The sequence below is a fragment of the Paenibacillus sp. J31R109 genome (genome assembly GCF_059692055.1).
The window spans coordinates 130,415-151,384 of record NZ_JCAUAR010000008.1; the positions used below are offsets into that span (position 1 = coordinate 130,415).

The 20,970-nt window shown below is 44.9% G+C and carries 20 protein-coding genes and 1 riboswitch; of the genes, 7 read left to right on the forward strand and 13 right to left on the reverse strand.

The genetic code is table 11. The features are described 5' to 3' along the window. Positions 1-48: 48 nt before the first annotated feature. From AC58QT_RS20620 to AC58QT_RS20640, 5 genes are all read right to left on the reverse strand, one after another. Positions 49-1,101: a zinc-binding dehydrogenase gene (locus AC58QT_RS20620; protein ID WP_497410673.1), complete on the reverse strand. Its 1,053-nt coding sequence runs from the start codon at positions 1,099-1,101 to the stop codon at positions 49-51. Positions 1,102-1,219: 118 nt separating this feature from the next. Beyond that, positions 1,220-2,776 carry a DUF3502 domain-containing protein gene (locus AC58QT_RS20625; protein WP_497410674.1) on the reverse strand — a complete coding sequence of 519 codons (1,557 nt, stop codon included), beginning with the start codon at positions 2,774-2,776 and terminating at the stop codon, positions 1,220-1,222. A gap of 86 nt (positions 2,777-2,862) precedes the next feature. After that, on the reverse strand, positions 2,863-3,771 hold the full coding sequence (locus AC58QT_RS20630) for a carbohydrate ABC transporter permease (RefSeq protein WP_497410675.1): 909 nt from the start codon (positions 3,769-3,771) through the stop codon (positions 2,863-2,865). Positions 3,772-3,783: 12 nt separating this feature from the next. Continuing rightward, entirely contained in the window at positions 3,784-4,683 is a 900-nt protein-coding gene (locus AC58QT_RS20635; protein ID WP_497410676.1) for an ABC transporter permease, read from the reverse strand. A gap of 378 nt (positions 4,684-5,061) precedes the next feature. Next, the gene (locus AC58QT_RS20640; RefSeq protein WP_497410677.1) at positions 5,062-5,433 is read right to left on the reverse strand and encodes an iron chaperone; all 372 of its coding nucleotides are present in this window, start codon (positions 5,431-5,433) and stop codon (positions 5,062-5,064) included. A 178-nt stretch (positions 5,434-5,611) separates the two neighbouring features. On the opposite strand from AC58QT_RS20640, the gene AC58QT_RS20645 reads away from it, so the two are divergent. The 4 genes from AC58QT_RS20645 to AC58QT_RS20660 all read left to right on the forward strand — a co-directional run bounded on the left by AC58QT_RS20645 (position 5,612) and on the right by AC58QT_RS20660 (position 7,715). After that, positions 5,612-6,100 (forward strand): MerR family transcriptional regulator, encoded by a 489-nt coding sequence (locus tag AC58QT_RS20645; RefSeq protein WP_497410678.1) that lies wholly within the window; start codon positions 5,612-5,614, stop codon positions 6,098-6,100. 14 nt (positions 6,101-6,114) lie between these two features. Beyond that, a complete protein-coding gene (locus AC58QT_RS20650) occupies positions 6,115-6,555 on the forward strand; it encodes an SRPBCC family protein (RefSeq protein WP_497410679.1) in 441 nt (146 codons plus the stop codon). Positions 6,556-6,672: 117 nt separating this feature from the next. Beyond that, complete coding sequence (locus AC58QT_RS20655; protein WP_310499295.1) at positions 6,673-7,005, forward strand: nuclear transport factor 2 family protein; 333 nt, start codon at positions 6,673-6,675, stop codon at positions 7,003-7,005. Positions 7,006-7,022: 17 nt separating this feature from the next. Then, on the forward strand, positions 7,023-7,715 hold the full coding sequence (locus AC58QT_RS20660) for a Dph6-related ATP pyrophosphatase (RefSeq protein WP_497410680.1): 693 nt from the start codon (positions 7,023-7,025) through the stop codon (positions 7,713-7,715). Positions 7,716-7,769: 54 nt separating this feature from the next. On the opposite strand, the gene AC58QT_RS20665 is transcribed toward AC58QT_RS20660, so the two are convergent. The 5 genes from AC58QT_RS20665 to AC58QT_RS20685 form a co-directional block, all read right to left on the reverse strand. Further along, the gene (locus AC58QT_RS20665) at positions 7,770-8,555 is read right to left on the reverse strand and encodes an SDR family oxidoreductase (protein ID WP_497410816.1); all 786 of its coding nucleotides are present in this window, start codon (positions 8,553-8,555) and stop codon (positions 7,770-7,772) included. A 155-nt stretch (positions 8,556-8,710) separates the two neighbouring features. After that, positions 8,711-8,932 (reverse strand): hypothetical protein, encoded by a 222-nt coding sequence (locus AC58QT_RS20670; protein ID WP_497410681.1) that lies wholly within the window; start codon positions 8,930-8,932, stop codon positions 8,711-8,713. A gap of 1 nt (position 8,933) precedes the next feature. Beyond that, on the reverse strand, positions 8,934-10,118 hold the full coding sequence (locus AC58QT_RS20675) for a Ger(x)C family spore germination protein (protein ID WP_497410682.1): 1,185 nt from the start codon (positions 10,116-10,118) through the stop codon (positions 8,934-8,936). Positions 10,119-10,122: 4 nt separating this feature from the next. Further along, complete coding sequence (locus tag AC58QT_RS20680) at positions 10,123-11,220, reverse strand: GerAB/ArcD/ProY family transporter (protein ID WP_497410683.1); 1,098 nt, start codon at positions 11,218-11,220, stop codon at positions 10,123-10,125. Between the two features lie 21 nt (positions 11,221-11,241). Then, positions 11,242-12,843: a spore germination protein gene (locus AC58QT_RS20685; protein ID WP_497410684.1), complete on the reverse strand. Its 1,602-nt coding sequence runs from the start codon at positions 12,841-12,843 to the stop codon at positions 11,242-11,244. Between the two features lie 279 nt (positions 12,844-13,122). Next, a riboswitch (cyclic di-AMP (ydaO/yuaA leader) is annotated at positions 13,123-13,289 on the forward strand. A gap of 106 nt (positions 13,290-13,395) precedes the next feature. Here AC58QT_RS20685 and AC58QT_RS20690 point away from each other — a divergent pair. From AC58QT_RS20690 to AC58QT_RS20700, 3 genes are read left to right on the forward strand one after another with little or no spacing between them, the layout of a single operon-like run. Next, positions 13,396-14,280, forward strand: a complete 885-nt coding sequence (locus AC58QT_RS20690) for an ABC transporter ATP-binding protein (RefSeq protein ID WP_497410685.1) — start codon at positions 13,396-13,398, stop codon at positions 14,278-14,280. A gap of 7 nt (positions 14,281-14,287) precedes the next feature. Beyond that, positions 14,288-15,085, forward strand: coding sequence for an ABC transporter permease subunit (locus AC58QT_RS20695; protein WP_497410686.1), 798 nt, complete (start codon positions 14,288-14,290; stop codon positions 15,083-15,085). A 26-nt stretch (positions 15,086-15,111) separates the two neighbouring features. Beyond that, on the forward strand, positions 15,112-15,906 hold the full coding sequence (locus AC58QT_RS20700) for a DUF2705 family protein (RefSeq protein ID WP_497410687.1): 795 nt from the start codon (positions 15,112-15,114) through the stop codon (positions 15,904-15,906). A gap of 39 nt (positions 15,907-15,945) precedes the next feature. On the opposite strand, the gene AC58QT_RS20705 is transcribed toward AC58QT_RS20700, so the two are convergent. From AC58QT_RS20705 to kdpB, 3 genes are all read right to left on the reverse strand, one after another. Continuing rightward, positions 15,946-18,246, reverse strand: a complete 2,301-nt coding sequence (locus AC58QT_RS20705; protein ID WP_497410688.1) for a histidine kinase — start codon at positions 18,244-18,246, stop codon at positions 15,946-15,948. Positions 18,247-18,332: 86 nt separating this feature from the next. Further along, the gene (gene kdpC, locus AC58QT_RS20710; RefSeq protein ID WP_497410689.1) at positions 18,333-18,896 is read right to left on the reverse strand and encodes a potassium-transporting ATPase subunit KdpC; all 564 of its coding nucleotides are present in this window, start codon (positions 18,894-18,896) and stop codon (positions 18,333-18,335) included. A gap of 27 nt (positions 18,897-18,923) precedes the next feature. Further along, on the reverse strand, positions 18,924-20,966 hold the full coding sequence (gene kdpB / locus AC58QT_RS20715) for a potassium-transporting ATPase subunit KdpB (protein ID WP_497410690.1): 2,043 nt from the start codon (positions 20,964-20,966) through the stop codon (positions 18,924-18,926). Positions 20,967-20,970: the final 4 nt, after the last annotated feature.

Consider the following 20,970-nt stretch of genomic DNA (forward strand, 5'->3'; position numbering starts at 1 on the left):
AGCATGTTAACAGATCACACTGTTAGCTGTTCGGTCTTCTTATCTGTATTAAGCCCAATCAAATACAACCGAGAAAACATCATTCGGGTGTAAACGCAATTGTTCATAAGCGGCCGCCGCTTCTGTATAGGGGACGACGCGATCGATATAAAGACGAGGATCAATCGCTTTACTTCGAATTGCTTCAATCGCATTCAATCGATCTTCATTTCCTCGGTCCCCAGGCATTAGAAGGAGGACACCTTCCGAATTCAAATCGACTCTGGGATCAAGGCTAAGTTTGTCTATGTAAGTGGCTTGATAGACGATACGCGGCCAATGACCGACAATACCTGAGATAGGGTTTACGTAATAGGTTTTCGGATCCCGAAACACATTTGGCGTTTTCCGAATTAGCTTATGAGCAAGCGCTACACCCTGTGGGGAGCCTGAAGCTTCAACCACAATGTTGGCACCGCCATCACAATAGGCAAGTATTCGTTCCAAGGCATCGGAGTCAGAAGCTTGGACACATGCGTGAACACCATAACTCAATGAACGCTGAAGTCTAGCTTCTGAAAGATCAACAGCGATCACCCGACACCCTTTGTTGACAAGAAAGCCCGCAGAAAAAGCCCCAATGACCCCTTGTCCGATGACCACTGCGCATTCATCACGTTGTGGTTGTGCTGCCATGACGCCTCGCAAGCTGATCGCCGCCACCGGGCTCACGACATAGTCCAAGGGATCTGATCCTTTGGGCAGCAGCATTGGCTTTTGATCCACGCCAACCAGATGCATACTCGCCTGCCCTCCCCATTGCGAATTGATCTCCTTCAGGTTCGTTTGCGGATTGTAGCTCAGCAGGTCACCAACGCGGTACCCTTTTACATTTCCACCCACGCTAACCACCTCACCAACAGCCGTGTAGCCTGGAATAAGTGGAAATTTGTCAGCAGCGCCATAATACCCTCCTAAGACGCGCGTTTCCGTTCCACTTGAAACAAAGGTATAGCGTGTTTTCACAAGCATTTGATTCTCATTCATGTCAGGCAGCGTAAAGGTACCGAAACCTACCTCGTTTACACGTTCAAATACGATAGCTTGAATTGTTGTCGTCATGGCTACTAGCCTCCCTTTATGTTCAACCAGCTTCCCGCATAGTAACTCACGTTTACGTTCTATTGTTTGCATATGAAATTGGAACCGAGTAACGAAGTAGCCCGGTTCCAATTTTCCGTTACTTGTTTTGCGCTTTCCAAGCGTCGAGTTGCTTCTGAACTTCAGCTTTAATTTTCTCTAAACCAGCATCTTTCAATCGCTGCTTCAAATCGCTCATGAACTTATCATAATCAGGCATCGCTCCTGAATATAAAATGGGTTGCAGTTCATTATATACAGCATTGACTTGAGCAACTTCGGATTTCACGACTTCCCCATTAAAAAGGAATCCGAGGATGGATGATGTTTTGGCTTCATTATTATTTTTTTGCATTTGCTCTAGGGATGCCTTCGAGTTCCAACCTGAATCCCATTGATCCCACAGTGGCCCCAGCCAGTTATGCCAGATGGCCCAGGTTTGTTCTGCTCCGCTCTTCGCATCTATAGACATGGCATCTGTGCCAGCACCGGATTTAACCGTGTAATTCTTTCCTTCTAGCCCATAAGCTAGCGTGTTGGACAGCTTCTTATCTTTCCAGACCAAATTAAGCAGTTCCATTGCTCTTTCTGGATTTTTGGATGTCTTGGAGATGGCGGTTGCCGCCCCTACCATATTACTTGTTGATATAATGGGATAAAATGCAAGGGATTCCACGGTTGGGAACCCAAACAACGCTGTCGACTTCGAACCATCCTCCGTATATCCGCCGGAATCACGCATCACAGCGTATTTCCCGGACTTGGCTTCAGCAGTGAAATCCGTTTTGATTGCCGCATCTTTGGCTACATAACCTTTCACATAATAATCATGCATGGTGCGATAATTGTTGACGAATTGGGGAATGTCCGTTTCCAAGACCAATTGGTTTGCCTTTTCATCATATCGGATCCCTTTGGTTACATTGGTATGCTCTGCAATAAAGTCACCTGGTGCAGAAGCTGTTTTCGTAACCAGCAAAGGCGTTATCGTAGGCTCGTTCTTCTTAATCGTTTCTAAATAAGGCTCCAGATCCTGCAAATTCTTTATTTTCTTATAATCCAAATTGTACTTCGTCACCAAATCTTTTTTGAACACAATGCCATTCGGCGTGGTAAAAGGTCCCTGACCTGGAATCGCCATAATCTTGCCATTATACGTAACAGACTTCCAAGCACGTTTATCCACTTTTGCAAGAATATCCTGCCCATATTTCTTCAGAAGATCGTCCAGTGGCAGGAACGCGCCTTTTTGCACATTGATATCGATGGCATTCGTCCAGTTCGAGGTAAAAACAAGATCGTATGGTTCACCGGAGGCTGACATCAGCTTCATTTTGTCTTCCCAGCTTGCTGCGTCGATAAAGTTGATGTGCAGATTCGCGTTGACAGCGCTTTTAAACGTTTTATTCGCTTCTGCTTCAATCGCTTCTTGATCCTTCATCGTATCAATCGGTTTACGCATGTACCAACTCAGGTTCACTAACTCTTTGGTTGGCTCGACTGCTGCGGTCGTCTTGGGAACCGCTGAGCTGCTGCCCGTGGCAGTTGGGTCATCTTTCTTATCTGTGCTGCACCCGCTAAGTACCACGGAAACCACTAACCCCATCGACACTACGCTGCCCACCACTTGCTTTGTCTTCTTATTTCCCCTGCTCACAAACATACCTCCCTAAGAATATGATGTTCATTTATATATAACAGACACATGACATAATTTCCATGCGCTGGACTTACTTTTATTAGCTACCCTTTAACAGATCCAACCGTCAAGCCTTGCACGAAATATCGCTGAAAGAAGGGGAATATGACCAGCATCGGGCCTGCTGCAAGAATACACATCGCCATCCGCGCAGCTAAACTCGGTACTTGTTGTCCTGGCTTAACCAGACCATATTGCATCGCTTCGGCGCTATTGAGAAACTCCATGTTGCGCAGGACGCGAATGAGTAAATATTGCAGCTTCATTTTATTCTCATGGTCAATGTACAAAAGGGTGAGCCACCAATCATTCCAATACTGCAGGACTAGAAATAAGCCAAGTGTCGCCAATGCTGGTTTACTAAGGGGAATGACGATACGTGTGAAAATGGTAAGTTCGCTTGCTCCATCGATTTTGGCCGATTCAAATAATGCATCTGGAAGTGTTTGTAAGAAGCCTCTCATTAACAACACATGCCAACCTGTGATGAGGAAAGGAAGAATCAAGGCCAATAGGTTATTTTTCAAATCCAGCCAACTCACCATCAAAATGTATGAAGGAACCAGCCCACCTTGAAACAGCATGGTGAAAAAAACATAGAACGAAAGCTGCTTTCGATAGGCATAATCTTTTCTAGAAATCGTGTAGGCGAAGCTTGTGGTAATCCATATCCCTGCCATAGTCCCAATAAGCGTGGTATAAATGGTCACCATATACGCATGGAGCAAGACCGCAGGATCATGGAGAATGACACGATATGCCGTTAAATCAAATTGCTTCGGCAAGATCGAATATCCGTACCTTAGGATATCATTCTCATTTTGAAAGGAGGTGCCGATGATAACTAGGAAGGGATACAGGCAAGCGATACAGACAAGCATAAAAATGCCATGAATAATCCATGTACTGAGCAACAATGGTGAACGAGTGTTAGCAATCCGTGGTGTCATCATAGGACATTCTCCTTAAAATAATGAATTTTCACGATTAATTTTCTTCACAATAAAATTCGTCAACAAGACCAACATGAAACCAACCGTAGATTGGAAGAAGCCCGCAGCACCAGCCATACCAATATCGCCCATATCGACTAACGACCGATACACGAAGGTGTCGATGACATCTGTTGTTGTATACAGAGCGGATGAATTCAGGGTTACGTTATAAAATAATCCGAAGTCACTGTAGAAAATTTTGCCAATTTGCAGAATGACCATCATGATAATGATCGGTTTAATCATGGGAATCGAGATCGAGAGCGCCTGCCGCAGCTTGCCTGCCCCGTCGATTTTGGCCGCTTCATAATATTCCGCGTCCACACCCATCAATGCGGCATAATAGATGACCGCTCCGTACCCCAGCCCCTTCCACACCGCTCCAATGATGAGGATCAATGGCCAATACTTCGGCTCGTTATACCACATAACCGGCGCAATACCGAGCATCTCCAATCCCTTATTAAACACACCGTAATCCATATCCAAGAGAGCCCGAAAAGCAAATCCAGCGACGACCCATGAGATAAAATAAGGAATGAACAAAACGGTCTGATACACCTTCACAAACCGCTTACTGACCTCCCGAAGCATTAAAGCAAATGTGACTGAAATCATGGTGCCTAACGTTATGAACGCCAGATTGTAGAGCAGTGTGTTCCTCAGCACGCGTTGTAAGACATCGCCCTTAAATAGAAATTGAAAATTGTCCAAGCCTACCCACGGGCTGTTCCAGATCCCCAGATCATATTTGTAATCCTTGAAAGGAAGCAATAATCCGTAGAGCGGCACATAATCAAAAATAAACAGTAGCGCGATGCCCGGAAAAGCCAATAAGGTTAAACTGAAGTTCTTTTTAAAAGTTTTCATGTACCTGCCCCTTCTTGCTAGAGTGCCTGTGATGATTGCGTTTGTAATACCTTTACTGTAGATAGTTGAGGGCCGAATGTATATTTTGAAAAGTGTCTTTCTCTCCGAAAAATGACTTTCTTGCCACGGAATGAGCTGCGATTCCTGTTGATGTTTACGATAAATTACTTAATCGTTTCAGAGTTTGGATTTACAGAACACAAAAAGCGTTCAACGACTGCACAGCAGTCATTGAACGCTTTTAAAATACTCGATCACTTAGATTACTCTTTTCGCAACAAAAATAAGATCATAACTATCACTAACACCGAGGTGCCCGGCCACATACATGGTTTTGGGGACCTCCTTCAGTTGCTTTCTGTATCGTATTATCCCGTGCTATTTCCGCCAAAAAGTCGAACAATCCGCTTTATCCTCGATATTAAACGCGATTATTTTCTCAAGCAATTCATAATCTACCGGGCTATTCCACTTCATACGGATTAGTTCTTTCGTGTGATCATAGCCAGCCCCCACAATATCTTCAGCGAAACGCTGCATGCCTGCCTTTTCAGGGGCAACGGCCAGATGCTGCTTCGATACACTGAAGCCAATAATGAACGTATCGTGATCCGTAAACATCGGCTGATTCCAGGCGATTTTGGGCTTTAACTGTGGGAATTGCTTCGATACCCAAGTTAAAACTTCTTCCGTCCGTTCGCGGTGATGCGGGTTATCAATACGCTCTATAAACTCCATAAAAGCTTCCATTCAGCTTCCTCCCCTCCATTAATTAGTTAGCTTTACTATTAACATTCGATATTGTTTTTAGACTTCCATCATACAAATAAATGACAAAAAAATCTCGTAAATACTTGAACCTTACGTTACGTCATGAATTATAGTATAGTTACCGGTAAACAGCTAGCGCATCAAAAAGGAGATGATTATGAAGCAGCTTTGGAAAGTGGGAGAACTTGCTAAACTCACGGGACTCACAATACGTACATTACGGTTTTACGATCAAATTAGCTTGTTCTCCCCCTCGGCGCATTCCGATTCGGGACACAGGCTATACAGTGAAGCCGATCTTTCGCGGCTGCAGCAAATTTTATCGCTGAAAGAGCTAGGCTTATCGCTGGATGAAGTGAAATCCGTACTAAGCGGCGAACACTTCAGTCCATTGGAAATTGTATCGTTGCAAATGGCTCGTCTGAAAGAAAATATTCAGATACAGCAGAATTTGCTGAGCGAGTTGTCATACGTATCAAATCTCATGCAGTTGAAACAACCGGTGACGGTTGATGATTTTACAACATTGTTGGACATGATGAAAAAGAGTCATGAAAAATTTATTATCGAACGTCGAATGACATGGGAACGCCGGCTGGATCTGCTTGGCGACCTTGTTGATGGACATTCCGACGATGCCAATTAAGGGAGCTGACTTTCATGAGTGAACGATTTGCCGTACATAACACATTTGTCATCGAACGTATATATAAAGCTTCACCAGCGCGAGTGTTTGCCTCTTGGGCAGATGCCCAATTGAAAGCGCAATGGTTTTCCAAACCGGATACGTTCGATTTCCGTGTTGGTGGTGAGGAAAAAAGTCAAGGAGGTCCCCCTGACGGACCCGTATTTACTTACGATGCTCGCTATCATGACATTGTCCCGAACGAACGTATCGTATATAGTTATACGCTGGATATGGACGAGAAGCGGATGTCGACATCCGTCACCACCGTGGAGTTCAAGTCAGAGGCTGCGGGTACGAAGCTGATTTTCACGGAGCAAGGCGTCTTCTTGGATGGTCACGACACACCAGCTCAGCGTGAACACGGTACCACTATCATGTTGGACATGCTTGGCAAGCAGTTGGACGATAACTAAACTGATTTACCTGCCGGCCGCAAGGCCGGTTATTTCACTTTTCCATTTGCTTAAATAACAAGCTTATGAGTAATATGAATAAATAATATACGAACTATCGTTGATGGAGGAAATACGATGACAGATTCAGTTGTACAAAGACAGTTGCAAGCCTATAACGACAAAAATATTGACCTGTTCATGGGATGCTATAGCGAAGATGTGAAAATATATGATTTTCCGGATACCCTCACCATGGAAGGACAAGCGGCCATGAGAGCGCGCTATCAAAAATTGTTTGAAACCTTCCCCAACATGCATGCAACGGTGGATAAACGAATTCATCATGGCAAATATGTCATCGATCATGAAGAAATCACGGGACGATTAGAAGGCGGCGCTGTGCTAGAAGCTGTTGCCATGTATGAAATAAAGGATGATATCATTATGAAAGTTTGGTTTCTTAGATAAAAAGGGGAATGATCGGAATGACGACAGTGAAGAATTGGAAAAATGGTGCCGAAGGGCGCAAGTTTATCGCTTCTTTTAGCGGTGGCAAGGACAGCATGTTAGCTCTTTATCAGGCAATGAAGGTCGGCGAAGCCATGGGACTCATCGTTATGCTCGAGGAAGAAGGGAAACGGTCCAGATCCCATGGCATGCCTCCTGAGGTTATTTTTGCCCAAGCTGACTCTATTGGATTACCCGTATTTACGGCGGCTGCCAGTTGGGCTGATTATGAAAAAGTGTTTATTGGGCTATTGGAGAATGCCAAGCAGCAAGGAGCCGAAGTGTTAGTAACCGGAGACTTGGACATGACAGTTCATGGCTGTTGGCAAGACGAAGTGTCGGCAAAAGCTGGGTTACAGCTGGGAATGCCTCTCTGGCAAATGGATCATCGCGAAACTGTGGAAACGTTCATTAATTTGGGATTTGTTTCCATACTTGTGACAGTTAACTTATCCTTAAATATGCGTGAAGACGATCTAGGACGCATATTAACCCCTGCTTATGTCCAAGAACTTGTCGATCGGGGGATTGATCCCTGTGGAGAAGGCGGCGAATTTCATACCACCGTCATCGATGGTCCCCTTTTCAAATATCCCATTCCCATTCGTAAATGTGACATGATAAGAAATGGTGAATATGCCTTTTTACCATTGGAGCTGGAACCCCAATAAAGAGCATCTCCCGTGATCATGCTCACGGGAGATGTTTTGCTTCAACTGAAAAGATTATAGCAGCGATTCCGCGCCATCAATGAAAAGTTCTGTGCCCGTGATATGGCTAGATGCATCAGAGGCAAGGAAAGCGACCAGATGGGCCACCTGCTCTGGTTGACCAGGTGCGTGTTCCAACGGCTGACTTCCCTCCGGATACTTGACGGGAATTTTTATTTTCTCGAGCTCCGGTGTCGGCTGTGTATTCTCTCCGATATTGGTCTTAATGGATCCCGGGCAGATCGCGTTGACGCGGATTCGGTACTGGGCCAATTCTAAGGCAGCCATTTTGGCAAATGCCACTTGGCCTGCTTTGGACGAGCTATAAGCCGTCATCCCAAAATTGGAGAACGCGCGACTTCCGTTAATGGAACTCGTGATGACGATGCTGCCGCCATGTTCTTTCATGTGAGGAATCGCATGTTTCACACAAAGGAACGTCCCCTTAAGATTGACAGAAAGCGTACGATCCCAATCCTCTGGCTCCATGTCTTCGATCGGTGCCAAAACACCGTTGATACCAGCATTAGCAAAGACCATATTCAACTGTCCCCAGGTCTTGGCTACCTGCTCGAAAGCCTGTGCTACTCGGTCCGGATCGGAAACGTCAATATCAACAGTGATCGCCTGGCCACCTGCTGACGCTATCTCTTGCTTCGTCTCCTCTAACCGTTCGTCCTTCAAATCAGCAAGGCATACTTTCATCCCTTGCCTCGCCAGCAGCACAGCGGCAGCTCGTCCAATACCGGATCCTGCTCCTGTGATCAAAGCAACCTTGTCCTTCAAGTCCGGCAGTATCATCAAAGCTTTGTGTGATGTCTGTATATTCACGAGGTACCACTCCTTATCTGTATTGGTAGTTGGCATGAAATCCCATTATTTGGTTTACCCAATCAGGGGGAGAAACATGTGCCCCCACTAATCAATAAACTTTTCAGCCATCTTTCAAACAATACCTACAGGCCAATCAGTTCAGAGAATGGCTTGAAGACCAAGCTAATCAACGTAGTAGGACCTGGTGTATTGGGCAGATCCAACATGGATAACCCCCATACAAGAAGGAGCATTACAATGAATGTTGTTTTTTCTTGTTTTGTTTTTTGTTTTAGCTTTGGCCATTGAAACACCGTAATCAGTAACACACTTAATGTGACATAACTGAAAAAATAACCATTCATATTACTCCTCCTCTTCTGGAACACCTCCCGGTGCGTTAACAAGCCCCGTTCTGAGAATGTTAGCTTCGACATCTATCCTTACTTCCACCTTTGGGAATAACTCCTCCCAATTGTCCTTCACTTGCGCCCATTGCTTGGGATATTTCCTGTGAAATACCTTAGCAAAGTTGAATACATCCACCTTTAGTCGGCCTTGAACCACTTGAAGTGCCAGCTCGATACGGTCCTTCACGACACGTTCAAATTCCTTGTTCATATTGTTAATGACTTCCGGCTTCATCGGATCCATGTGCGTGCTGTTCTGAACGATTGCACCTTCCGTACGCACTTGAATCGTCATGATCCATGTATCGCCATCAATGCTAGGAATTAATTTAATATCCGCAGTAACTGGATTTAAAGATATGACGCTATCCTTCTCATCCATGATGAAGGTAATCGTGTAATGTTTAATTTTATTAATAATCCACAGTAAGCCCCGCGTTTCCTTTTCCGAAATTTCTCCAACCATCTTGTCTTTTTTAAAAATAGCTGTTCCCATTATGTAAGGAATGGTCTGAAAAGGTGCTGACGATTTGGCTAGTGGGAGAATTTGGACGAAGGGAAGCGCGGCCGATTGCGAATCACTCTTTAACATCATGCTCATTTGTTCCATGGTCACTTTGATACCGATCTGCAGCTCGGTTAACTTGCGAATCACTTCCGCCGAAGTGCGTTCGATGGGAGGAAATAATTCAAGTGCATCCGCCGCTTTGCCACCGCTGACAAGCAGATAGGCACGCTCTCTAGGATTAGGATGTCTAATCAGAAAGTCAAAATGATCATGGATACCCGCTTCTGCCACTGATTTGCTGAAAATAAACACTTTGCATTGTCCCCAAAAAAGCTTTCTAGGCACGACTCGCTGGAGCTTGGACAATGCATCTGACATATTGAGTCCTTTGCCAGTTCGTATGACGGTGTGTCTGGCCGCTCCATTGCTGCCGCCGCTTGCTCCGCTTACGCCTGCGCCGTCTTGGCTCTGAGGAACTAGAATTTGAGCCGTCACTTGAATTTGGTTATCCTCAGTTTGGTCCAAAGCTAAGGCAGAGATCAACGCCAAATCATTGAGTTCCGTACGGTCCCAACAACCTGCAAGCACACAAATAGATAAGAGTACTAGGCATATCTTCAACCCTATTTTCATCTGTCTACGTTCCTTTACTCGTCGTTATCCTTTTGCGAACAACAGCCACTACAAGCAAAAGCGACGGAATGAGTACAAAGAAAAAGGAGACGTAGAACGGATTTACAATTTTCAAAAATACGCTCAAATGCGAAAAACTCTCAATATCCCAAAAACTAAAAACGAGAATACACAGACCCATCGGAAAAACATAAGGACGGTAATCGGAAAGCTTTAAACTTTGTGAGATGGAAAGCACCGCAACATAATAAAATATACTAATTTTTATAAAATTCCCGACGACCCACATGGCCAATAGCAAAGATTCCAAATTCTCGAAGAAATTAGCCACGCTAATGTAACGAATCGCGATTAAGACAGGATATATTTTATTATCCGTATCGGGTCCAAATAAAAATAAGGAAACCAAGTCGACATAGATCATGGTTACAACCACGATTGAAAGTGAGATCACACTCCATTTCCTTGATTTGCTCAAATCGCTTAAGTACGGTAGGAAATAGGAAATTAGAAAAAACTCACTAAACCACGCCTGCGGCGCTGCCGTTCCCTTAAACACAGGGACAATGCCTCTTTCCAAGATAGGAAACAGGTTCTTTATGTCCATGTTAGGAATAAGCAGCACAAAGATGCACAAGGGTAAAATAAAGATAGGTGTAAAAATCACAGCACTTCGTGCAAGCATTTCCACACCACCTCGTACAGCGAAAGCCGCAAGCAGAATAATGGCGTAAATGATCATAAGAATCGGTGTTTTGAATAGAAAACAGGCCTTAACAAAATCAGCATATTGCCGAGCGATCTGACCTGCCCCATGCAGATTGAGAAATACGTAGAAAAAACTTAAGATCAATCCAGGAATTCTCCCGATAATGTGTGTGCTGTATTGGCTGATCGTCTGCTTCGGAAATAACTCATGCAACTTAATCGCAACAAAAATGGCAATGAACCCACTCACTGAGGCGAGGAGTGGTGTCATCCAAAGATCATTATGTGCGTAATGGGATGTTATGGTCGGCAGAGCCAAAAAGCCAGTTGCTAACACAGTCGGATACATCATAATTCCTAGCTGAAAGGCTGATATCTGACCCTTCTCCAGCATGAAGATTCACCACTCTTTCCATTACGTTTCGCTATCCTGCTTAGGACTTGGTTTCTGCCCAGGCACCTGCCGGATCTCGTTGTAATCCTGCCCTGTAAAGTGTGGGCGTTTATCCATCATCCACCATGGAGCCCGAATCAAAATATCTTTCATTTCACTCAGCTTTGGAGATGTGAGGGAAGACAAATAGGGAACGCCAAAAGAGCGCAAGCTGCACATATGAAGCACGATGGCGATGAGCCCCATCATAATCCCCAGAAGCCCCAGCGTGCCGGCAAGAAATATCAACGGAAAGCGCAGCATACGAATGGCAATTCCGGAGACGTAGCGCGGAACCATAAAGGATGCGATGCCCGTAATCGCAACCACAATGACCATCGGAGCAGAAACAAGACCAGCTTGAACAGCCGCTTGTCCTATGACAAGTGCTCCGACAATGCTGACGGCTGCGCCAACTTGCTTCGGCAATCGTACGCCCGCTTCACGAAGCGCTTCAAAGGTAACTTCCATCAACATCGCTTCAACGAGCGCTGGGAAAGGTACGGCTTCACGCGCGCTAGCCATGCTGATCAATAAAGAGCCTGGCACCATCTCCTGGTGAAACGTAAGCAGCGCTACATACACGGATGGCAGCAAGAGTGAAATCAGGATAAAACCATAACGAAGCCAGCGAATTAAGGTAGAGATGACAAAGCGCTGATAATAATCTTCCGCTGATTGAAACAAGGAAAAAATGCTAATGGGAGCAATTAAAACAAAAGGCGTTCCCTCAATTAGTATGGCGAATCTCCCCTCCAGCAGATTGCCACAAGTCACATCGGGGCGTTCTGTACTAAGCAGCTGAGGAAAAGGAGAGTAAGGCGCATCCTCAATCAATTCCTCGATATAGCCACTCTCTAGGATCCCGTCTATCCGAATGCGTTGTAGTCGATTCCTGACTTCGACCAATAGCGATTCATCCACAAGTCCTTCTATATAAGCAAGGACAACATTTGTCTGCGTGTACTCCCCCATTTTCATCGCTTCCATTTTGAGCCTAGGACTCTTAATAATTCGACGTATTTGAGAGGTCGTGATTCGTAAGGTTTCGGTAAAGCCTTCCCTCGGTCCCCTGATGCCCACTTCAGCGACAGGTTCTTCTATGCCGCGCTTCTCCCATTTGCATAATCCTAATGCAAGCCCTTTCGCTTCCTTGTCACACAGTAGAATAGGATTTCCATTGGAGATATAATCGACACATTTCTTAAACGTATGTACTTCATTGACTTCAGAGACGGATATTCTTCGCTCGACTAGCTGCCAAACCTCATGATTCAGCTCGGAATCCTCCCGGATCAGTGGTGCAATGACATACTCATCAACAGCTAAGGCATCCGATAAACCTTCTATATACACTAAAATGGCTTTAATTCTTCCACCAATTCGGACAGATCGAAAAACCACGTCTGAGCAATTATGGTAAATCGAGCGTAGCATTTCTTCATTTTGCTCTAAATCTCTATACAGTTTATGCTGATCTGCTTCGATCTCAGATGGTTGCGGATTCTGACTTTGATTGTGAACTGTTGGATGTTTTCTACTTAACTTTTTGATTAGCTTGCTGACCAAATCGCGTTCACTCATTGGGATATTCCCCTTCAACCACGTTCGTTACTTGTAGCGTGCACTACTATTTCCTTTTTTATGAAAATATCTCGCAGTTTTTACCATCTGGTCATAGGAAAGTCTTTGATATCCCTCTAAAAAGAAGTCACGTTGTAGAATTCGTTAGAAATGAGTAGGCCATCTCATGAAATCGACTGCCTTTCGGCTAGAGGGTCAAAAAACCGAAAATATCGGGTAAGTTTGCATTTTACAATCCACATGGATCGGCGTATGATTCACTTAACAAATGAATATTTCCAATATTAAACACTTAATTCCCATCATGGGAAACGGGGGAACCAACCGAAGCCATTTCAATCACACTTGGCTTCACGGGGTGAATCCTGGACTGTAACATGTCTAGGTAGGACGCTCTCAAGTCCGAATCCGACAGCTAACCTCGTAAGTGCTTTGAGAGAGAACCACACCCTTACCTTCTTTCATTGAAGAAGTCCGAGAGTAGAGTTTCTCTACGCCTTAGGGCTTCTTTTTGCTATGTTCACTATCAACTAAATAAGGGAGGCCCTCCAGATGAGCGTAATCGAAATTAATAATCTGACGAAGACCTATGGGAACGCAAGAGGAATATCCAACATTAGCTTTACGATTGAGGAAGGGGAAATTTTCGGTTTTATCGGACCCAATGGTGCTGGGAAATCAACAACCATTCGAACGTTACTGTCTCTCATTTATCCAACAAGCGGTACTGCTCGTATCTTTGGAAAAGACAGCGTCAAGTTCGCCCCTGAGATTAGGCAAGAGATCGGTTATTTGCCATCCGAAGTGTTTTATTATGACAACATGAAAGTAATTGATCTGTTAAAGTACTCTGCAAGCTTCTACAAAAAAGACTGTTCCAAGAAAATGAAAGAATTAATTGAGATCATGGATCTGGATGTCACGAAGAAAATCGAGGATTTGTCTCTAGGTAATAAAAAGAAAGTGGGCATTGTTCAGGGACTGCTCCATGAACCAAAGCTCATTATTCTTGATGAACCAACGAGTGGTCTTGATCCGCTCATGCAGCAAAAGTTCTTTGATTTGCTCGAAGAGCAAAATAAGAAAGGGGCTACGATATTATTTTCGTCCCACATCTTAAGTGAAGTTCAGCGATTGTGTGATCGCGTGGCGATTATTAAAGAAGGAAAGATTGTTGCCGTAGAGAAAATTAGCACGCTAAAAGAAAACAATTACAAGAAATTTAAGATCGACTCTGCCTATATGTTGGACTCGGATTACTTCCAAATGCCTGGCGTCAACAATATTGAAGTAAAGGGCCATTCCACCAGTTTCTTATTTAAAGGTGATATCAATCATGTGATGAAACGAATCGCTGACATTGACATCGAGAATCTTTGGATCGAGGAACCTGATCTTGAGGAGATCTTCATGCATTATTACGAAAAGGAGGCCTAATCGGACAATGAACATATTTTTGCACGAAGTGAAGGCTTACAGGAAAACAACCCTCATATGGACGCTTTCTTTCATGTTGATTGTCATTTTTTTCTTATCCCTTTTCCCCTCCATCTCCAAAGATATTTCAGAGTTCTCAAACATATTGAAAGGGTATCCTGAGGGAATTCGAAAAGCACTCGGCATTGAAATTGAGAGCTTCGGGTCGATTCTAGGCTTTTATTCGTATATTTTCATGTACATAACCCTTTGTGGCGCCATTCAAGCGATGATTCTGGGAACCTCAATCCTCTCCAAAGAAGTGCGAGAGAAAACAGCCGATTTTCTGTTGACGAAGCCCGTTAGCCGTACACGCATACTAACCGCCAAACTGCTGGCAGCCGTTGTCTTACTACTGCTTACATCAGCTATTTATACGATCACGGCAATCATTACGGCGGTTCAACTATCCCCAGATCCGTTTTCCGGTAACCTGTTCATTATGATTTCCAGTACATTGTTCTTTGTTCAGCTCATCTTTCTAGCTATAGGCATCTTAGTATCCGTTGTTTTCCCTAGAATAAAAGCTGTGCTATCCGTGTCGCTGGGGACGGTCTTCGCCTTCTTCCTTATCGGCATGATCATAGCAACCAATGATAGTGGGGCTAAGCGATATTTATCGCCATTTAAATATTTCGATACGAAATTTATTATTCATCATGCGAATTATGAAGCTGCTTATTTATTGGCTGCATCCGGAATTATCTTCGTTTTCGTGCTAGTCAGTTATCTCCTATTTACGAGAAGAGATGTCCATGCTGTATAACATGAATGAGAGGCGGATCGTCCTACATGAATATCTTTCTTAGAGAATTGAACGTTTATAAAAAGTCTATCTTCTTTTGGAGCATCGGCATCATATTCCTGCTTGCCAGCGGGATGGCCAAGTATGAAGCTACGGCTTCCACTGGACAAATCAATGATCTGATCGCTGAAATGCCCAAATCACTCCAAGTCATCATGGGTGCAGGTGCCTTGGATTTATCGAAGGCAAGCGGATATTTCGCCATCCTCGTGCTGTACTTGTATGTCATGGCCACGATCCATGCAGCCGTGCTGGGTGCAACCATTATTGCCAAGGAAGAACGCGATAAAACGGCTGAGTTTCTTTTTGTGAAACCCGTATCCAGAAGCACCGTCATCACGGCGAAATTGCTAAGTGCCTGCGTCAATATTCTCATTTTCAACATCATTACTTGGGTTTCGAGTTTACTTATTGTAGGCAAGTATAGTCATGGCGAAGCTGTACAAAGTAATATCGCTATCGTGATGGTCAGCATGTTTGTTCTGCAGCTCCTCTTCTTAGTCATAGGAACGGCGATTGCCGCCGTGTATACCAATGCTAAAAAGGCCGCGTCCCTTGCGACGGCCATCCTTCTCCTATCATTTCTTTTGTCCATTGCGATTGACTTGAATGATACCCTGCAATTTTTGAAGTACCTCACACCTTTTAAGTACTATGAAGCCAAGAATGTGATGTATGGTGGAGGTCTGGATATAAGTTATGTCATGTTGTCCACGGTTTTGATTGTTGGGTTAACGATCTTAACCTATGTTTCCTTTAAGAAACGTGATTTGCATGTATAAAATCCAGTTAGATTGCGGAAAGCAAAGGAAGCAGGTTCATCACCTGCTCCCCGTTGCTTGCCGCTTATCATAGTCAGAAATAATGAGCACATCCATCGAATTGATTAATGGCACTAACTTTTTAACCACCGTATCTTTCCATACGATAATTTGGGTCGCTCCCGCTTCATTCGCTTTGATGGCAAAAGCTGGTGCAATTTCCTTAGAGCTATTCACCTCTTTATAGGAAAACTCACCGCCTAACCGAACCGTCAGCTTCTCCAGCACTTCTAATTGGGGCTTCCATTGCTCCGCTTGCGCTTGGCCCACCACGATAAAACTCACGTGCCATACGGCTTTCAAGCGATGCGCAATTCGAAAACCGCGTCGGACTAGACGATCCGCATGCGAGATTTCCGTGATGCATACGTAGATCACCTCTTTTCTTCGCCAAGGACCACGAAGCGAGCTTTTCCGTTCCATGGATTCCAATCGTTCATCCACATCATCTGCAATTTCGCGCAGCGCCAGCTCTCGCAGGGCAATCAGGTTGCCCGTCTTGAAGAAATTGTTCAACGCTTGATCGACCTTGACCATCGCATATATTTTGCCTTCTCTCATGCGTAACTGTAAAGCTCCAGGAGCAACATCAATGAGCTGCACTTCATCCGCCGCACGCAAGATGCTATCGGGAACGGTTTCCCTAACCCGAATTCCGGTAAGCTGTTCCACTGCGTCATTTAAGCTTTCCAGATGCTGCACATTCACCGTTGATATCACAGATATGCCAGCTTCCAAAATTTCCAGCACATCTTCGAAACGTTTCTTATACTTCGAGCTAGGTACATTGGAATGCGCTAATTCATCAATTAACACCACTTCTGGTCTTCGAGCGATGATCGCTTGCGTATCCATCTCTTCTAGCTTTACGCCCTGATATGAGATCTGTGCCCGAGGTACGCTCTCAAGCGCGCCGACCTGTTCAATGGTTTCTTTTCTCCCATGCGTTTCAAGTAATCCGATTAGGACATCAATGCCTTTCTTGAGCAGATCATTGCCTTCCCTAAGCATGGTATACGTCTTACCCACACCAGGGGCAGCTCCAATGTAAACTTTGAAACGGCCTCGCCGAATTTTCTCGATTTTCGCCTCGACCTCTTGTTGACTCAGGCGTCTATACGTATATGCTTCCTTCTCCTTTGTAATATGGGCAGGAAGTATGCGTTCCCCCTCCAGAGCAGCGCGATCCGCAACCAAAAATACGTCCATATTTAAGTCTCTTTTTAAAAGTCCATTGATTACCGAACCTTGCCAAAACATTTGCCATTTCGTCTGCTTCGAATGACCTAATACAATCCGTGTGACTTTGTGCGTCATCGCGTAATTCACTAGCTTCTGTGGAATACAGCGACGATATCGCAGCGGGATTTCTTCAAACTTCCCCCCCACTTTTTCAACAAGCTTCATGATGGATCTTCGAAAGGTAGCTGCCTCTTTTGTAAGCGGTTTACCAGGTTTGTACAGCGTCACAACATGGAGGTCACCATTTAATCGTTTGGCAATCTGTTGCCCTCTGCGCACATAAATGGAGCCGTTCCAGTGATACTGTGTCGTTACTAGAATCCGCTCTGATACACCAGAAGGACCCAGATACCCCATTTGTTCGCGATGTTCTTCCAAAGAATCGTTAACATCCTCTGCCACTAGGCGAAGCGCTAACTCTCGAAGTACGCCTAAGTTACCTCTTTTAAATATCGCGGATGCTTTATTCCCCTTCAAGTGGCCTTCTTCCAAACGTGTTAAAATCGTTTCCGGAGTCACATCAATTAATCGTACCTCATCAGCCAATTCCAACGTATCGGAGGGTACACAGGTACCCACTTCAATGCCTGTAAGCCTCTGGGCAACCTCCATCGTTCCTTCTAGTTCATAGACATTGACCGTGGCAATGACACTTATATCATGAGATAGCAAGTATTTAATATCATCCAACCTCGTTGGAAAGCGAGCTTCGGGCCGATTCAGATGGGCTAAACCATCCACGAGGACAACTTCTGGGTTCCTTGCGATTAAGGCATCTATATTTAAATCTTTTTGCTCGCTACCATCTTGCATCCAATGAATGCTTGGCACTCGTTCCAGATCCCCTAATTGTTCCACCGTTTCTGGCCTTTGGAGCGTGGATACCGCACAAATAACCACATCAATTCCTTGCTGCTTGAGATTTTGGCCCTCTCGGAGCATATGGTAGGTTTTACCAGATCCGCTGACGGCGCCAATATAAATTTTCAGGCTGCCGCGGTGCAGTTTGGAAATGGATAACAGAATTTCTTCTGGTGTTTTCCTTTTGAAACCATCCAACCGACATCCTCCTCTCTCCTCGTTCTCCATCTACAAATGTGCAGAAACCACTCTCAGCTAACAAGAGTGGCTGTCTGCTCATGTTCTTACAATTTCACTTGCTTAAGCAGTTCTATATTTAATTCCATGACATTTACCCTTGGCTCACCGAAAACACCGAGCTGTCTAGCTTTAGTAAACTGGTCAACAAGATCATTCAGCTTATTCTCTGCAATCCCTGTCTCCTTACTAATTCTAGGAACCTGCGCTTTGGCCGCTTCTGGTGATACATCCGGATCGAATCCGGAACCCGACATGGTAACCAAATCCGCTGGGATCTCGGTTAGCGCGGGGTTTTCCTTTTTCAAAGCATCAATTTTCTCGGCTAGGGCCGCTGCATAATCGCTCGAAGCTACTGCCAAGTTAGAACCTACCGAAGCCGTCGGATCATATTTGGCTGTGGATGCTCTTGGATGAAAGAGCTTTGGCGATTCGAAGCTTTGGGCCAGTAATTCCGATCCAATCACGGTTCCGTTCGATTCAATCAGGCTTCCGTCCGCTTGTTTCGGAAATAAGACTTGGGCAACACCTGTCGTTGCAAGCGGGTAAATCAGCCCACAGACGATCATAAAGAATAAAGACACACGTAATGCTATAAAAACCGATTTCATACGATATCTCCTCGCTTCTCTTTCTCTCTAGACGATATTTAATCCATGAAGCACCAGATCAATGATTTTAATTCCGATGAACGGTACAACCACACCACCGACACCATAGAGCAGAACATTCCGTGATAATAGTTTATTAGCTGACATAGCCCGATATTTAACACCCTTCATGGCGATTGGTATCAAAAGAGGGATGATAATCGCATTAAATATTAATGCGGATAAAATAGCCGACTCCGGCGATGCCAGATTCATAATATTCAAGGACTGCAGCTGAGGCATCGCTAGGATAAACATCGCAGGAATGATTGCGAAGTATTTGGCAATATCATTAGCGATAGAGAATGTCGTCAACGCTCCACGCGTAATCAGCAGTTGTTTACCAATGGAGATTACCGATAGCAGCTTCGTTGGATCGGAATCTAGATCAATCATGTTGGCCGCTTCTTTGGCAGCCATCGTGCCTGAGTTCATCGCCAGACCAACGTCAGCCTGTGCTAGGGCAGGCGCATCATTCGTCCCGTCACCCGTCATGGCGACTAACTTGCCTTCTTGCTGCTCTTTTTTGATCGCAGCAATTTTATCTTCTGGTTTCGCCTCAGCAATAAACTCGTCAACACCAGCCTCAAGAGCAATCGTAGCTGCTGTCAGCGGGTTATCCCCTGTACACATAACGGTTTTGATGCCCATTCCGCGCAGCTCAGCAAAACGTTCCTTCAAGCCCGGTTTCACCGTATCCTTGAGGTAAATAACCCCATAGATCCGCTCGTTAATCGCTACAGCCAGCGGAGTGCCCCCTGCTTTGGCGATACGATTCGTGATCGTTTCTAAATCAGTCGGAATTTTGCCGCCAAGTGCAGCTACATATTTCTTAATGGCATCAACGGCACCTTTACGGATTTGTGTGCCATTCGCTATGTTGAGTCCGGACATGCGCGTTTCCGCAGAGAACTCGATCATTTCTGCCCCTTCATACGCTGCAGGTTGCCAAGATTCACCAAGCTTATTCGCAAGTTCCACAATGGAACGTCCTTCCGGCGTTTCATCTTTCACCGAAGCTTGCAGCGCGGCGAAAGTTACCTCTTTGGCAGTCAGGCCACCTACCGGTACAAACTCAGCGGCCATCCGATTCCCGAAGGTAATCGTCCCCGTTTTATCCAGTATCATCGTATCGATGTCTCCAGCTGCTTCAACCGCTTTCCCCGACATAGCGAGTACATTAAACTGTGTGACACGGTCCATACCTGCGATACCAATGGCAGATAAAAGGCCGCCAATGGTCGTCGGAATAAGACAAACCAGCAAAGCTATTAATGTGGAAATTTCTAATTTCACATTGAGATATTGCGCCATCGGAACCATCGTCATAATGACGATGAGAAAGATTAACGTCAATACGGCAAGCAGCGTCGTTAAGGCAATTTCATTCGGGGTCTTCTGACGTTTAGCCCCTTCTACCAGGGCAATCATACGATCCAAGAACGATTCGCCTGGATCCGTCATAACTTTCACGACGATATAGTCAGAAGCTACACGCGTTCCTCCTGTTACAGAGGAGAAATCGCCTCCTGCCTCCTTAATGACGGGCGCAGATTCCCCTGTAATCGCGGACTCATCAATGGAAGCTAAGCCTTCAATGATTTCACCATCCGACGGAATAACTTCGCCGATTTCAATACGAACGATATCTCCCTTACGAAGGGTTGTTGAAGACACTTCTTTATACGATCCATCTTTTTGTACCAGACGAGCCTTCGTATCTGATTTCGTTTTCCGCAAGGAATCCGCCTGCGCCTTACCTCGACCTTCTGCCAAAGCTTCTGCGAAGTTTGCGAACAATAAGGTGAAGAGTAGAATCAGGAACACCGTAATATTGTAACCCCGCCCAACGTCCGATGAGCCAAATAACTCTGGAGCGAAGGAAAGCAGCAGCGTAATCACTGTACCTACCTCAACAACGAACATGACGGGATTTTTGATCATCACCCAAGGGTTTAATTTTTTAAACGAATCCACGATCGCTTGATTTACAATTTCTTTCGTTAATGTTTTTTTACGTTCCACGGTCATGCAA

What these genes read in the sequence shown, in the direction of transcription:
- AC58QT_RS20620 (WP_497410673.1), bottom strand. Translation starts at nt 1,101, where the DNA reads ATGACGACAACAATTCAAGCTATCGTATTTGAACGTGTAAACGAGGTA.
- AC58QT_RS20630 (WP_497410675.1), bottom strand. Translation starts at nt 3,771, where the DNA reads ATGATGACACCACGGATTGCTAACACTCGTTCACCATTGTTGCTCAGT.
- AC58QT_RS20635 (WP_497410676.1), bottom strand. Translation starts at nt 4,683, where the DNA reads ATGAAAACTTTTAAAAAGAACTTCAGTTTAACCTTATTGGCTTTTCCG.
- AC58QT_RS20640 (WP_497410677.1), bottom strand. Translation starts at nt 5,433, where the DNA reads ATGGAAGCTTTTATGGAGTTTATAGAGCGTATTGATAACCCGCATCAC.
- AC58QT_RS20645 (WP_497410678.1), top strand. Translation starts at nt 5,612, where the DNA reads ATGAAGCAGCTTTGGAAAGTGGGAGAACTTGCTAAACTCACGGGACTC.
- AC58QT_RS20650 (WP_497410679.1), top strand. Translation starts at nt 6,115, where the DNA reads ATGAGTGAACGATTTGCCGTACATAACACATTTGTCATCGAACGTATA.
- AC58QT_RS20655 (WP_310499295.1), top strand. Translation starts at nt 6,673, where the DNA reads ATGACAGATTCAGTTGTACAAAGACAGTTGCAAGCCTATAACGACAAA.
- AC58QT_RS20660 (WP_497410680.1), top strand. Translation starts at nt 7,023, where the DNA reads ATGACGACAGTGAAGAATTGGAAAAATGGTGCCGAAGGGCGCAAGTTT.
- AC58QT_RS20665 (WP_497410816.1), bottom strand. Translation starts at nt 8,555, where the DNA reads ATGATACTGCCGGACTTGAAGGACAAGGTTGCTTTGATCACAGGAGCA.
- AC58QT_RS20670 (WP_497410681.1), bottom strand. Translation starts at nt 8,932, where the DNA reads ATGAATGGTTATTTTTTCAGTTATGTCACATTAAGTGTGTTACTGATT.
- AC58QT_RS20675 (WP_497410682.1), bottom strand. Translation starts at nt 10,118, where the DNA reads ATGAAAATAGGGTTGAAGATATGCCTAGTACTCTTATCTATTTGTGTG.
- AC58QT_RS20680 (WP_497410683.1), bottom strand. Translation starts at nt 11,220, where the DNA reads ATGCTGGAGAAGGGTCAGATATCAGCCTTTCAGCTAGGAATTATGATG.
- AC58QT_RS20685 (WP_497410684.1), bottom strand. Translation starts at nt 12,843, where the DNA reads ATGAGTGAACGCGATTTGGTCAGCAAGCTAATCAAAAAGTTAAGTAGA.
- AC58QT_RS20690 (WP_497410685.1), top strand. Translation starts at nt 13,396, where the DNA reads ATGAGCGTAATCGAAATTAATAATCTGACGAAGACCTATGGGAACGCA.
- AC58QT_RS20695 (WP_497410686.1), top strand. Translation starts at nt 14,288, where the DNA reads ATGAACATATTTTTGCACGAAGTGAAGGCTTACAGGAAAACAACCCTC.
- AC58QT_RS20700 (WP_497410687.1), top strand. Translation starts at nt 15,112, where the DNA reads ATGAATATCTTTCTTAGAGAATTGAACGTTTATAAAAAGTCTATCTTC.
- kdpC (WP_497410689.1), bottom strand. Translation starts at nt 18,896, where the DNA reads ATGAAATCGGTTTTTATAGCATTACGTGTGTCTTTATTCTTTATGATC.
- kdpB (WP_497410690.1), bottom strand. Translation starts at nt 20,966, where the DNA reads ATGACCGTGGAACGTAAAAAAACATTAACGAAAGAAATTGTAAATCAA.